The organism is Vulcanococcus limneticus LL, assembly GCF_943369875.1.
GTDB classification, from domain to species: Bacteria; Cyanobacteriota; Cyanobacteriia; order PCC-6307; family Cyanobiaceae; genus Vulcanococcus; species Vulcanococcus limneticus_A.
Genome location: NZ_CALROT020000003.1, coordinates 24,788 through 36,980 on the forward strand (window position 1 = coordinate 24,788; position 12,193 = coordinate 36,980).

The window sequence follows — 12,193 nt, forward strand, 5'->3', positions numbered from 1 at the left end:
AGGTTTGTTAAATCTTGGCAGGCCGGGCCCCCTGCCCCCTTGCCCCTGGTCAGGTTGGAGGTACTCCACCGGAAGGGCCATGGACGGCCGCCGTCCCGCCTGCAGATCGCCTCAGGGCTGCTCCAGCCCGCGGGAATCCCGCCTGGTCAGCCTGGACCGGCCGAGCTGGAGCCTGGGGGGCCTGAATGGCCTGGGATGGCGCCGGCTCGGGATGACGACCCTGGCGCTCGCCGCTGCGTCCCAGCCCCTGGCCCAGACCCTGCTGCCGGCAGCGGCCCGGGCCCAGCAGGAGCTGCCGCTGGAGTGCCGCCTCGGCGACGGGGCCTGGCGGGCCTGCACGATGACCATCGCCCGCGCAGGCGAGCACTGGTGGCTGCAGGTGGGCAGCCGCCGGCTGGAGTTCCGCAGCGATGGCCGGGGCGCGATCACCCTCAGCAGCGGAGCGGGACCCGGGCGCTCGGTGGTGCCCGCCTGGCAGCCGGACCGGGCCCTCTGCTGGGATGGGGTCTGCGCCCGCGGCGAGTTTCCCCTGGACTGAGTGCCGGACCGGCTCAGGCCAGCAGCCCGGCCAAGGCCCGCTCGAGGGCCTGGCCATCGAGGCTGAGGCCGAGGGCCACCAGCTCCAGGCCGGGGCCCGGCTGCTCACCGGCACCGGCGCCGCTGCGGGGGTCGTACCAGCACTCCAGCCGCGGACCCACGGCCTGGATCTGCAGGGGCTGGGCCTTGCCCGGCAGCCAGGCCCGACCCTTCAGCCGAAGGATCGACTGCTCCACGATCTGCTGACGCAGCAGCGCCTCCAGCCGGCTGCGCTCGAAGGCCCCCGCAAGCCGCACCGTCGCCGACTGCATCGCCACATGGGTGTGGTCGTGGTGGTCGTGATCGTGATCGTGATCGGCGTGATCGTGGTGGTGGTGGTGGTGGTCGTCGCCGTGATCGTCGTGGTGGTGGCCGTGGGCGTCGGGGCCAGCGGTGGGGCGCTCCAGGCCCAGCAGCAGGGCGGCGGGCACCTGGCCCCGCTCCATCGCCAGCACCGACACCCCCGGCCGCAGCCGCTGCTCCAGCTCGGCGCGCAGCTCGGCCAGCCGCGGGGCGGCCACCTGGTCGGCCCGGCTCACCAGCACCAGATCGGCGGCCTGGAGCTGGTCGTCGAACAGGTCTTCGATGGCGCTGAGGTGGTCGAGGCTGGGGTCGGCCTGGCGCTGGGCCTCCAGGGCCGAGGCGTCGCCCACCACGCTGCCGGCGGCCAGGGCCTCGCCGTCCACCACGGTCACCACGCCGCTGACGCGGGTGCGGGTGCGGATCTCGGGCCAGTGGAAGGCCTGCACCAGCGGCGCCGGCAGGGCCAGGCCGCTGGTCTCCACCACGATCCCGTCCAGCTGGTCGGCCCGCTGCAGCAGGGTCTGCATGGTGGGCAGGAACTCGTCCTGCACGGTGCAGCAGAGGCAGCCGTTGGCCAGCTCCACCACACGGCCCTCGAGTTCCTCCTCGGGGCAGAAGCCGCAGCTGCGGATCAGCTCCCCGTCGATGCCCACCTCGCCGAACTCGTTCACGAGCACGGCCAGGCGCAGGCCGCTGGTGAGCAGCAGGTGGCGCAGCAGGGTCGATTTGCCAGCGCCGAGGAAGCCGGTCACCACGGTGACCGGCAGGCGCGTCTGGGTTGGGGTGCTCACGGTCAGGGCACCAGGGCGGTCCAGGTGAAGCTGGCGCCCACGCCGATCAGCACGCCGGCGGCGAGGCGCAGGTTGGCCGCACTGAGGCCGGTGGCCCAGCGCCGCACCAGGGTGAGCGAGCCGGCCAGCAGCAGCCCCTGGCTGATCAGCAGGCCCAGCAGATAGAAGCCCACCGATGTGGGCTCCCAGCCCAGCACCGCCTCGCTGAGCACGTAGCCGTGCAGCGCGAAGGCGGGCAGCAGCAGTCCGGCGGGCAGGCGGCCCAGCTGCACCAGGCCCACCACCACCAGCGACAGGGCCACCAGCAGCTCAGCGCCGGGCAGTCCAGGCAGGGCCAGGCCCAGCAGGGAAGCGGAGAGGCCCGTGGCGAGCAGGCCCAGCACCCAGCGGGTGGGGCGTTGCAGACCCACCAGGCCCAGGGCCAGCAGGAACAGCAGGTGGTCGGGCCCCAGCAGCGGGTGGCCCAGGCCGCTGAGCAGACCGCTCAGGGGTGAGGGCGTGAGCTGGAAGGTGTCCATCAGGTGATGGGCCGAGGCCGGCGCTGCGGCCAGCAGGGACAGGGCGGCGACCCCGATCGGGAGTGCCGCGCTGGGGCGAAGGTTGGTCATCCGGAAAGCTGGTCCGCGCCAGGGATGGGGTGGGCTTCCGGTGGGCGTTCTGACTGGGGACGCGGCCCCTGGGGGTGCGGCCCTTCACAGCTGCGGGACAGCGCCGGACTCGATCGCTGGCCGCAGCCAGAACCCCACCGGACTTTCCCCGTTACCTCCGCTGGCTGATCCCCAGCGGAACCGGAAGCCGCAATCTAGGCACCCCCTGGAAGCTGGTTGGCGGGGACCCGCCCCTCAGCGGCAGGCGAGGGAGTCGCGGGTGTCGACGCCGGTGCGGGGGTTGGTGCCGCTGGCCCTGGCGCAGAGGGCCTTCTGCTGGGGCAGATCCAGCACCGCATCGCTGAAGTCGGCCCCCGCGATCACGGCGTCCGTGAACTTGCTCTGCATCAACATCGCGTTACGCAGCACGGCCCCAGAGAGGTCGGCGCCATCAAAACGGCTGGCGTAGGCCACCGCGTCGCCCAGGTCAGCGCCGCGCAGGTTGGCCTGCTGCAGGTTGGCCGTGTTGAACACGGCGCCGCGCAGGTCGGTGTCGCTCAGGTCGAAGCCCTGCAGGTTGGCCTTGAGGAACTCCTGCTTCTGCAGGTTGCGGCCGTGCATGTCGCTCTGGAGGTCCTGCAGGCTGCGCTGGCCGCGCAGTTCCGGGGCCGTGATCGCGGCGGCCGGGGCAGCCGTGCCCAGGGCAGCGCCGAGCACGAGGGCCAGCGGCAGCAGCAGGGCGAACAGGCGGCGGCGGAGGTGCTTGCCGCCAAGACCCTGAGCAGCCAGGAGCTGGGGAATCCGCGAACCGGCGAGGGGGGGCAGCACCGCACAACTAACTTGGTCGGCTCAAGCTATGGCAGCGATCCACCGCAGCGCGACCCGATGAGCATGTCCCTGAGGGTGGTCGTCCCCCCCCATCCCCTGATCGGCCACTGGCTCACCGTGCTGCGGGATCAGCAGACGCCGCCGGCCCTGTTCGCCACCGCCATGGCCGAACTGGGCCGCTGGCTCACCTATGAGGCCCTGCGGGACTGGATCCCCCACCGGCGCGTGCCGGTGCAGACCCCCCTGGCCGAGACCGAGGGCACGGTGGTGGACGCGGCGGTGCCGATCCTGGTGGTGCCGATCCTGCGGGCCGGCCTGGGCCTGTGGGAGGGCGGCCGCACGGTGCTGCCGGCTGCCCAGGTGGCCCACATCGGCCTGGTGCGCGACGAGGCCAGCGGCCAGGCCCACTGCTACCTCGACAAGCTGCCGGCGACGATTCCAGCCAACGCCGGCGTGCTGGTGTTCGACCCGATGGTCGCCACCGGCGGCACCCTGCTGCAGGTGCTGGAGCGGCTGGAGGCCAAGGGGGTGAGCGGCCAGCGGCTGCGGGTGATCAGCGCCCTGGCCGCCAGCCCGGGCCTGAAGGTGCTGGGGGAGCGCTTCGCGGACCTGACCCTCTACACCGCCTGCATCGACGCCGAGCTGGACGCCGCCTTCCGGATCGTGCCCGGCCTGGGGGATGCGGGCGATCGGCTCTATGGCACCGAGCCCGACAGCGCACCGGCCGGCGGCTGAAGACAGGAGGCTGAGGGTTGACAGCTGACGACGGGTCCTGGCCCGCTGGGGCCACGATCCCTAGGCTGAAGGTCAGTCCAGCCCAGCCGGCAGCGATGGCCAACCGCGAGAGCAGCTCCAGCCTCCTGCTGAGCACCCTGGCCGGGGCCGTGCTCGGCGCCGCCGGACTCGCCTGGTGGCTGCTGTCGGAGACCGAGAAGCGGCAGCAGCGCCAGCGGCGGGAACGCAACCTGCAGCTCTCGCGCCTCTCCAGCGGCGACGGCGACGAGGTGGACACCAGCCGGCGGCCGGTGCTGGATTCCGAGCTGCAGGACAAGGTGCAGCAGCTCAACAGGGCCATCGACGACGTGCGACGCCAGCTGGAGGGCCTGGGCAGCAGCAGCTGAGGGGGCCCAGGCCCGGGGGCGCCGCTCGGTAGGTTTCCCAGCAGACACCGCCGCCGGCCATGCTCCGCTCCGCCGCCATCACCCAGGGGATCCAGCGCTCCCCCAACCGCGCCATGCTGCGGGCCGTGGGCTTCGGCGACGGCGACTTCAGCAAGCCGATCATCGGCATCGCCAACGGCTACAGCACGATCACGCCCTGCAACCTGGGCCTGAACGATCTCGCCCGCCGCGCCGAGGAGGCGGCCCACGCCGCCGGCGCCATGCCGCAGATGTTCGGCACCATCACGGTGAGCGACGGCATCTCGATGGGCACCGAGGGGATGAAGTACTCCCTGGTGAGCCGTGAGGTGATCGCCGACTCGATCGAAACCGCCTGCAACGGCCAGAGCATGGATGCGCTGCTGGCGATCGGCGGCTGCGACAAGAACATGCCGGGCGCCATGCTGGCGATGGCCCGCATGAACGTCCCCGCCATTTTTGTGTATGGCGGCACGATCAAACCGGGCAAGCTCGGTGCCTGCGACCTCACCGTGGTGAGCGCGTTTGAAGCCGTCGGCCAGTACAGCGGCGGCAAGATCGACGAGCAGGAACTCACCGCCATCGAGAAGAACGCCTGCCCCGGCGCCGGCAGCTGCGGCGGCATGTTCACCGCCAACACGATGAGCGCCGCCTTCGAGGCGATGGGGCTGAGCCTGCCCAACAGCTCCACCATGGCGGCCGAGGATCCGGAGAAGGCGGACAGTGCCGCCCGCAGCGCCGAAGTGCTGGCCGAAGCCATCAAGGCCAACATCTGCCCGCGGGATCTGATGACCCGCGAGGCGTTCGAAAACGCCATCAGCGTGATCATGGCGGTGGGCGGCTCCACCAACTCCGTGCTGCACCTGCTGGCCGTGGCCCGCACCGCCGGCGTGGATCTCTGCATCGACGACTTCGAGACGATCCGCCAGCGGGTGCCGGTGATCTGCGACCTCAAGCCCAGCGGCCGCTACGTGACCGTGGATCTGCACCAGGCCGGCGGCATCCCCCAGGTGATGAAGCTGCTGCTCGATGCCGGCCTACTCCACGGCGACTGCAGGACGATCGAGGGCAAGACCCTGCGGGAGGTGCTGGCTGACGTGCCCAGTGAGCCGCCCGCCGGCCAGGACGTGATCCGCCCCCTCAGCAACCCCCTCTACGCCAAGGGCCACCTGGCGATCCTCAAGGGCAACCTGGCCGAGGAGGGCGCCGTGGCCAAGATCAGCGGCGTGAAGAACCCCGTGATCACAGGCCCCGCCCGCGTGTTCGAGAGCGAGGAGACCTGCCTGGCCGCCATCCTCGACAAGCAGATCCAACCCGGCGATGTGGTGGTGGTGCGCCAGGAGGGACCCGTCGGTGGCCCGGGCATGCGGGAGATGCTGAGCCCCACCGCCGCCATCGTGGGCCAGGGCCTGCTGGATTCGGTGGCCCTGATCACCGACGGCCGCTTCTCCGGCGGCTCCTTCGGCCTGGTGGTGGGCCATGTGGCCCCCGAGGCCGCCGTGGGCGGCACCATCGGCCTGGTGCAGGAGGGCGACAGCATCACCGTGGATGCCAACCAGCTGCTGATCCAGCTCAACGTGGACGACGCCGAGCTGGCCCGCCGCCGCGCCGCCTGGACCAGGCCCGAGCCCCGCTACACAACCGGCGTGCTGGGCAAGTACGCCCGCCAGGTGGGCAGCAGCAGCAAGGGCGCCGTGACCGACCAACCGGACGCCTGAGTCCGGCAGGGGCGGCGCGGGGGCCGGGCCGGCCAGTCTCAGTCGCCGCTGACCAGGGCCCGGATGCGGCGGGCCAGGGCCTCCAGGGCCGGCCCGTCCGCGGGGCGGCTGCAGCGCTCACCGCTGGCGCCATCCATCCACACCGCATGGCTGCCGTGCCACAGCAGCGGGGCCTCGGGATCGGCGCAGCGGCTGAGCATCAGATTGAGCTCCGATCCGCTGCGGTAGATCTCCAGCTCCACATCGGCGTCCTCGCAGCGCCCCCCGGCGGGGTCGCGGGCCTCGATCCGCAGGCAGCAGTCGGTCGGGGCGGCAGCGGCGGGCTCAGGGTCGCGGAAGCGCACGCCATGGCGGCAGGGCTTGAGGCAGAGGTCGGCGGCGGCCGCCACCTGGGCCAGAAAGGGCGCCAGATCGTCAGGCACGGCGGGGAGCATGGCGGAGGCGAGAGGCGAGGCGATCTGGTGTGGCGTTCAGGGCACGGCGCGGATCGCCCGGATGCCGAGCCGCAGGGGCCCGGGCCGGAAGCCCGGATTGAGCCCGCCGGCATCGCCGAACTTGGAGTGCAGCAGCTGCAGCCGGGTGATGCGGCTGGCCTCGAAGTGCAGCGGAGCCCCCAGGGGCAGGCCCTGCACCGGCTTGGCCCGCACACTCGGTGTGAGCCGGTTGAAGGGGACCGTGACCACACTCACGCCCGAGGCGTTGGTGGCGAATTCGGCCACCCAGCGCAGGCCGCCGGGGATCAGCTCGGTGAGGCCCGCCAGGCCATCGGCGCAGGCGATCGCCAGCTTGTAGCGGCGGCCATCCCCCTCCAGCTCCAGTTCCAGGGCGCCGTAGGCGGAGAGGTCCAGGGGGGGCGCGAACTGGGGCGAGCGGCAGCTCACGAAGCCGCCGCCCTGCTCGATCACCTCGGCCTCCATCACCAGCCCCTCGGAGCCGCTGCGGCAGTGGCCCTGGCTGCGGCCCCCCATGATCGTGTCGTTGAGGCTCTGCCAGCCGGCGAAGCCATCGCCCGACACCACCACCAGCGGTGCGGGCGTGGCCGGAGCAACGGCGGCGCTGGCCGGACCCGGTGACGCGGGGACAGGGGCAGGCAGATCCATCGGCGGGGCAGTGGGGGCGACTCCCGGGATGGCCGGGACCAGGGCCTCAGCCTGGCGCAGGGATCCCCTCGGCGGCGGCGGCATCGGCGAGCACCAGCACGGGGCTGCGCGGCTGCACCAGCCGGGCCGGGGTGCGCTCCGGCGATTCGGCCGGATCCAGCAGGCGCTCCAGGGCCTGGCGCTTGCCGGCACCGCTCACCAGCACGATCACCTGGCGAGCCGCGCTGAGCACGGGGGCGGTGAGGGTGATGCGCTCCAGGCCCTTGCCCTCGCCCACGGTCACGGGCCGATCCCGCACCGCCGTCGCCGCGCTGCCGGGAAACAGGGAGGCCGTATGGCCGTCATCCCCCAGGCCCAGCAGCATCAGATCGAACACGGGCGGATCCCCCGGACACAGCTGCCGCACCAGGGATTCGAAGGCCTCGGCGGAGGCGGCGGGGCTCTCCAGCTCCGTGGGCACCGGGTGGAAGCGGGCCTGGCGGGCCGGCTCCTGGGCCAGCAGCGTCTCGGCCAGCAGGCGGGCATTGCTGGCGGGATCGGAGGCCGGCACCCAGCGCTCATCGCCCAGCAGCACATCGACCCGATCCCAGGGCAGGTGCTCCTGGCCCAGCAGCCGGTAGGCGGCGGCGGGCGTGGTGCCGCCCGAGAGGGCGATCTGGCAGCGGTCGCGCTCCTCGAGGGCCAGATCGATCGCGGTGGCGATGCGCTGGGCGGCACGGCGGGCCAGGTCGTCGGGGCCTGGGGCCACCTCGAGCCTGTAGCGCGCGGGGGATGGGCTCATGGCGTCAGGCCGCAGCGATCCCCAGCATGGCCACGGTGCAACAGGGCCACCAGCTCACGGCAACCATTCGGTGTGGAAGCTGCCGGGACGGTCGACCCGCTCGTAGGTGTGGGCGCCGAAGCAGTCGCGCATGGCCTGCACCAGGTTCTGGGGCAGGCGCGGGCTGCGGTAGCTGTCGATGTAGTCGAGGGTGCTGCTCAGGCAGGGCACGGGGATGCCGGCCAGGGCGGCACCGGCCACCACCTGGCGCAGGCCGGGCAGGCGCCGGTTCACCTGCTCGGCGAACCAGGGGTCCACCAGCAGGTTGGGCAGCCCGGGGTTGGCGGTGTAGGCGTTCTGGATGCGCTGCAGCAGCCGGGCCCGGATGATGCAGCCCCCCTTCCAGATCTGGCCGATGGCCGCCATGTCGAGGTGGTAGTCGTGCAGGACAGACGCCTCCTGGAGCAGCGCCATGCCCTGGGCGTAGCTGGCGATGGCCGCCAGCACGGCCGCATCCTGCAGGGGCGCCATGGCGTCGGCGGGGCTGCCCAGGTCGATCGGATGGGCGGGAGGAGCGGGCAGCACCGGGGCGGCGGCGATGCGCTCGGCCCGCTGGGAACTGAGCACCCGCGCATTGAGGGCGGCGTAGATGGTGGGGACGGGCACGCCCATCTCCAGGGCACTCACCACCGTCCAGAGGCCCGTGCCCTTCTGGCCGGCGGCATCCACGATCAGCTCCACCAGGTCGGCGCCACTCTCGGGGTCCTTGGTGCGCAGGCACACCTCGGTGATCTCCACCAGGAACGACGCCAACTCCTCGGTGGCGTTCCACTGGCCGAGCACATCGGCCATGGCCTCGCCGTCGAAGCCGGCGCTGCGCTTGAGCAGGTCGTAGACCTCGGCCAGCACCTGCTCGATGCCGTACTCGATGCCGTTGTGCACCGTCTTGACGAAATGGCCGGCGCCGCCGGGGCCGATGTAGGTGACGCAGGGGCCATCGTCGACCTGGGCCGCCATCTTGCGCACCAGCGGCTCGATCGCCTCGTAGGCGCTGCGGGTGCCGCCGGGCATCATGCTCGGCCCCTCCAGGGCGCCCTTGGCACCGCCCGAGACGCCCATGCCGATGTAGCCGAAGCTCTTGCTCTCGAGCTCCGCCACCCGCCGCTCGGTGTCGGTGTAGAGGGAGTTGCCGCCGTCGATCAGCAGGTCACCCTCCTCCAGCCTCGGGGAGAGGGTGGCGATCAGGTCGTCGATCGGCTGACCCGCCTTCACCATCATCAGGATGCGGCGCGGCCGCTCCAGCTTGGCGATGAAGTCCTCCAGGGAGGTGGAGCCGATGATCCGTTTCCCCGCCCCGCGGCCAGCGAGGAACTCCTCGGTCTTGGCGGTGGTGCGGTTGTAGACGACGCAGGAGAACCCGTTGCGCTCGGCGTTGAGCACCAGGTTCTCCCCCATCACTCCCAGGCCGATCAGACCGAAGTGGGCCTTGTCCATCGAAGGCGACTGCCTGTGCTGACTGGCCTCAGTGTGGCGAGGGCACCGCGGCGGCGCCGGAACTCGGGGGCCTCTGTGAGAGAGACCGCACCGAGCCGGAGCCGCGGCGGGCTCAGATCACGCTGCCGTCGGCGATGGTGGCGTTCTTGACGACCACCACGATGCCGTTGCGGATGTAGAAGCCCAGCTCGGGGCGGTCCGCCTCCTCCACGTGGTCCTTGTTGACGATGGTGACGTTGCGGCCGATGCGCACGTTCTTGTCGAGGATGGCGCGCCGCACCGTGGTGCCCTGGCCCACGCCCATCGGAGTGCCGCCCCGCTCCCGCAGCACGGCCCGCTCCTCGCTGGATTCGAAGTAGTCCGCCCCCATCACCAGGGTGTCCTGCAGCACCACCTCGTCCTCCACCCGGGTCCGCACCCCCAGCACGCAGTGGTGGATGCTGCAGGCCTTGAGCATCGAGCCCTCGCCCACGATCGACTGGGTGACCTGGGCATCGAGCAGCTTGCTCGGCGGCAGGTAGCGGGGCCGGGTGTAGATCGGGAACTTCTCGTCGTAGAAGGAGAAGGCGGGATTGGGCTGGTCGGTAAGGGCCATGTTGGCCTCGTAGAAGGCGCCGATGGTGCCGATGTCCTCCCAGTAGTCGTCGAAGAGGAAGCTCTGCAGGTTGTCGCCGCGCTCCAGGGCCGTCGGGATCAGTTCCTTGCCGAAGTCGGTGGCGGTGGGGTTCTTGGTCAGCAGGTCGAACAGGGTGTCGCGGCTGAACACATAGATGCCCATCGAGGCGAGGTAGGGCCGCTTCAGGGCCTCCTCAGCCGAGAGACCCAGGCGCGAGGTGTCGACCCACATGGCCTTGAGGTCGTCCCCCTTGGGCTTCTCCCGGAATTCGTGGATGCGGCCGGCGCCTTCGGTGTGCATCAGGCCGAAGCCCTCGGCCTGGGCGGCATCCACCGGCAGGGCGCCGATGCTGATGTCCGCGCCGGTCTGGATATGGTGATCCACAAACAGGCTGTAGTCCATCCGGTAGAGCTGGTCGCCGGACAGGATCAGGTAGTGGTCCACATCCCACTCCTGGAACAGCCACTGGTATTTGCGCACCGCGTCGGCGGTGCCTTCAAACCAGCTGGGGCTCTCGGGGGTCTGCTGGGCCGCCAGCACCTCCACGAAACCCTGGCCGAAACCGGCGGAGAGGTTGTAGCTCTGGGTGAGGTGGCGATTCAGCGAAGCACTGTTGAACTGCGTCAACACGTACATCTTGTTGATGCCGGAATTGATGCAGTTGCTGATGGGAATATCGATCAGTCGATACTTGCCGGCCAGGGGAACGGCGGGCTTGGCGCGGGTCTTGGTGAGGGGGTAGAGGCGGGTGCCGGCGCCACCGCCGAGAATGATGGCCAGAACACGCTTCATCACCGCTTCCCCAGGAACCTTCGGGTTGTGGAGACGCTAGGCGATGACCTCGCGGCAACGCTGCGTGGCGCGGCACATTGGGTCAAAAAGACAGGCGTCCAGGCGCACTGCCGGATGGGAAGGTGCCGTGCTGCCGCCGCAGATCTCGGGCTTGCACCCGGGGGCGTCGCAGGACTTCAGGCCTCGGCCGAGCCGTCGTGCAGCTCGAACAGATCCTGGACCACTTTCATGGCCACATGGCGCTGCTGACGCGGCTGGGGCGCCCGCAGATTGGTGACGGGAGTATGCAGAATTTTGTTAATGATGCCCTTGCTCAGGGCCTCCACCACCTTGCGCTCCCGGGCCGAGAGATCGGGGCCCATGCGGCTGAGGGCCTTCTGCAGTTCCTGCTCGCGGATGTCCTCCAGCTGCAGCCGCAGCCGGTTGACGATCGGCACGGCCTCCAGGCCGTCCCACCACTCCAGAAACTGGCGCCCCTCCTCCTGCAGCAACCCCTCGGCCTCGGCGGCGATCTCGCGGCGGGCCTCCTGGTTGCGGGTCACCACCTCCTGCAGGTCGTCCACGTCATACGACTCGACCCCGGCCAGTCCGGCCACATCGGCGGCGATGTTGCGGGGCACGCCGATGTCGATGAGCATCAGCGAGGAGCGGCGGTTGAGCCGGCCCAGGCGCTCGGCGTCGATGATCGGCTCATCGGCGGCGGTGCTGGTGAACACCAGCGAGCAGGTGCTGAGGCAGTGGTCGAGGTCGCTGAGGGGGCGGCACTGCACGGGCAGGCCGGGGAAGTCGGCCGCCATCTGCTCGGCCCGCTCCACGGTGCGGTTGAGCAGCACCACGCCCCTGGCACCCTTGGCCTGCAGGTGCTGAAGCAGCAGGCGGGCCATGCGGCCGGCCCCCACCACGGCGATCTGCTCCTGATCGAGGGGCACCAGGTCGTCCACGCCGCGGGCCTGGCCCACCTTCAGCTGGGCCAGCTCGACGGCCGCCGAACTGATCGACACGGCGCCGGTGCCGAGGTTGGTCTCAGTGCGCACCCGCTTGCCGGTGCTCACGGCCTGGTTGAGCAGGCGGTTGAGGATCGGCCCGATCGAGCGGTGCTCCTGGCCGAGCCGGTACATCTTCTTGACCTGGGAGAGGATCTGGCCCTCCCCCAGCACCAGGGAATCGAGGCCGGCGGCCACCCGCATCAGGTGGGCCACGGCCTCCTCGTGGTGGTAAGTGAACAGATGGGGCGTGAGGTCGCCGAGCTCCAGGCCCGACACCTCACTCAGGAAGGTTCCCACCGCCGTCACACCCTGCTCCGGATGGCGCAGCAGGGTGTAGATCTCCAGCCGGTTGCAGGTGCTGAGGATGGAAGCCTCCAGCACCTGCTCGTCCGCCCGCAGACGCTGGAGGGAATCCTCCATGGTCTGCTCGGCGATGCTGAGCCGCTCGCGGATCTCCACCGGAGCCGTGTGGTGACTCAGGCCGACGACGGCGATGTGCATGG

The 12,193-nt window shown here is 71.0% G+C and carries 13 protein-coding genes and 1 riboswitch; of the genes, 4 read left to right on the top strand and 9 right to left on the bottom strand.

Features of this window, described 5'->3' with window-relative positions:
• The first annotated feature begins 211 nt into the window (after positions 1–211).
• The gene (locus ACLV7J_RS04515; protein WP_411867932.1) at positions 212–538 is read left to right on the top strand and encodes a hypothetical protein; all 327 of its coding nucleotides are present in this window, start codon (positions 212–214) and stop codon (positions 536–538) included.
• A 13-nt stretch (positions 539–551) separates the two neighbouring features.
• Here the strand turns inward: ACLV7J_RS04515 and cobW are convergent, their stop codons facing one another.
• The 3 genes from cobW to ACLV7J_RS04530 all read right to left on the bottom strand — a co-directional run bounded on the left by cobW (position 552) and on the right by ACLV7J_RS04530 (position 2,995).
• The gene (gene cobW, locus ACLV7J_RS04520) at positions 552–1,670 is read right to left on the bottom strand and encodes a cobalamin biosynthesis protein CobW (protein WP_411867933.1); all 1,119 of its coding nucleotides are present in this window, start codon (positions 1,668–1,670) and stop codon (positions 552–554) included.
• Positions 1,671–1,672: 2 nt separating this feature from the next.
• Positions 1,673–2,278, bottom strand: a complete 606-nt coding sequence (locus ACLV7J_RS04525; RefSeq protein ID WP_411867934.1) for a HupE/UreJ family protein — start codon at positions 2,276–2,278, stop codon at positions 1,673–1,675.
• Positions 2,279–2,299: 21 nt separating this feature from the next.
• Positions 2,300–2,478: riboswitch (cobalamin riboswitch) on the bottom strand.
• Positions 2,479–2,512: 34 nt separating this feature from the next.
• The gene (locus ACLV7J_RS04530; protein WP_411868167.1) at positions 2,513–2,995 is read right to left on the bottom strand and encodes a pentapeptide repeat-containing protein; all 483 of its coding nucleotides are present in this window, start codon (positions 2,993–2,995) and stop codon (positions 2,513–2,515) included.
• 147 nt (positions 2,996–3,142) lie between these two features.
• Here ACLV7J_RS04530 and upp point away from each other — a divergent pair, with 147 nt between their 5' ends.
• From upp to ilvD, 3 genes are all read left to right on the top strand, one after another.
• A complete protein-coding gene (upp, locus tag ACLV7J_RS04535) occupies positions 3,143–3,820 on the top strand; it encodes a uracil phosphoribosyltransferase (protein WP_411867935.1) in 678 nt (225 codons plus the stop codon).
• A 95-nt stretch (positions 3,821–3,915) separates the two neighbouring features.
• The gene (locus tag ACLV7J_RS04540; RefSeq protein WP_411867936.1) at positions 3,916–4,206 is read left to right on the top strand and encodes a hypothetical protein; all 291 of its coding nucleotides are present in this window, start codon (positions 3,916–3,918) and stop codon (positions 4,204–4,206) included.
• A 59-nt stretch (positions 4,207–4,265) separates the two neighbouring features.
• Positions 4,266–5,942 (top strand): dihydroxy-acid dehydratase, encoded by a 1,677-nt coding sequence (gene ilvD, locus ACLV7J_RS04545; RefSeq protein ID WP_411867937.1) that lies wholly within the window; start codon positions 4,266–4,268, stop codon positions 5,940–5,942.
• Between the two features lie 38 nt (positions 5,943–5,980).
• On the opposite strand, the gene ACLV7J_RS04550 is transcribed toward ilvD, so the two are convergent.
• From ACLV7J_RS04550 to ACLV7J_RS04575, 6 genes are all read right to left on the bottom strand, one after another.
• Positions 5,981–6,364 (bottom strand): hypothetical protein, encoded by a 384-nt coding sequence (locus ACLV7J_RS04550; RefSeq protein WP_411867938.1) that lies wholly within the window; start codon positions 6,362–6,364, stop codon positions 5,981–5,983.
• Positions 6,365–6,412: 48 nt separating this feature from the next.
• Complete coding sequence (locus ACLV7J_RS04555) at positions 6,413–7,042, bottom strand: CIA30 family protein (protein WP_411867939.1); 630 nt, start codon at positions 7,040–7,042, stop codon at positions 6,413–6,415.
• Positions 7,043–7,088: 46 nt separating this feature from the next.
• Positions 7,089–7,823, bottom strand: coding sequence for a 6-phosphogluconolactonase (gene pgl / locus ACLV7J_RS04560; protein WP_411867940.1), 735 nt, complete (start codon positions 7,821–7,823; stop codon positions 7,089–7,091).
• Between the two features lie 54 nt (positions 7,824–7,877).
• Positions 7,878–9,296 carry an NADP-dependent phosphogluconate dehydrogenase gene (gene gndA / locus ACLV7J_RS04565; protein WP_411867941.1) on the bottom strand — a complete coding sequence of 473 codons (1,419 nt, stop codon included), beginning with the start codon at positions 9,294–9,296 and terminating at the stop codon, positions 7,878–7,880.
• 112 nt (positions 9,297–9,408) lie between these two features.
• A complete protein-coding gene (locus ACLV7J_RS04570) occupies positions 9,409–10,704 on the bottom strand; it encodes a glucose-1-phosphate adenylyltransferase (protein WP_411867942.1) in 1,296 nt (431 codons plus the stop codon).
• 176 nt (positions 10,705–10,880) lie between these two features.
• The gene (locus ACLV7J_RS04575) at positions 10,881–12,191 is read right to left on the bottom strand and encodes a glutamyl-tRNA reductase (RefSeq protein ID WP_411867943.1); all 1,311 of its coding nucleotides are present in this window, start codon (positions 12,189–12,191) and stop codon (positions 10,881–10,883) included.
• Between the last annotated feature and the right edge of the window lie 2 nt (positions 12,192–12,193).

What these genes read in the sequence shown, in the direction of transcription:
- ACLV7J_RS04515 (WP_411867932.1), top strand. Translation starts at nt 212, where the DNA reads ATGACGACCCTGGCGCTCGCCGCTGCGTCCCAGCCCCTGGCCCAGACC.
- ACLV7J_RS04525 (WP_411867934.1), bottom strand. Translation starts at nt 2,278, where the DNA reads ATGACCAACCTTCGCCCCAGCGCGGCACTCCCGATCGGGGTCGCCGCC.
- upp (WP_411867935.1), top strand. Translation starts at nt 3,143, where the DNA reads ATGAGCATGTCCCTGAGGGTGGTCGTCCCCCCCCATCCCCTGATCGGC.
- ACLV7J_RS04540 (WP_411867936.1), top strand. Translation starts at nt 3,916, where the DNA reads ATGGCCAACCGCGAGAGCAGCTCCAGCCTCCTGCTGAGCACCCTGGCC.
- ilvD (WP_411867937.1), top strand. Translation starts at nt 4,266, where the DNA reads ATGCTCCGCTCCGCCGCCATCACCCAGGGGATCCAGCGCTCCCCCAAC.
- ACLV7J_RS04555 (WP_411867939.1), bottom strand. Translation starts at nt 7,042, where the DNA reads ATGGATCTGCCTGCCCCTGTCCCCGCGTCACCGGGTCCGGCCAGCGCC.
- pgl (WP_411867940.1), bottom strand. Translation starts at nt 7,823, where the DNA reads ATGAGCCCATCCCCCGCGCGCTACAGGCTCGAGGTGGCCCCAGGCCCC.
- gndA (WP_411867941.1), bottom strand. Translation starts at nt 9,296, where the DNA reads ATGGACAAGGCCCACTTCGGTCTGATCGGCCTGGGAGTGATGGGGGAG.
- ACLV7J_RS04570 (WP_411867942.1), bottom strand. Translation starts at nt 10,704, where the DNA reads ATGAAGCGTGTTCTGGCCATCATTCTCGGCGGTGGCGCCGGCACCCGC.
- ACLV7J_RS04575 (WP_411867943.1), bottom strand. Translation starts at nt 12,191, where the DNA reads ATGCACATCGCCGTCGTCGGCCTGAGTCACCACACGGCTCCGGTGGAG.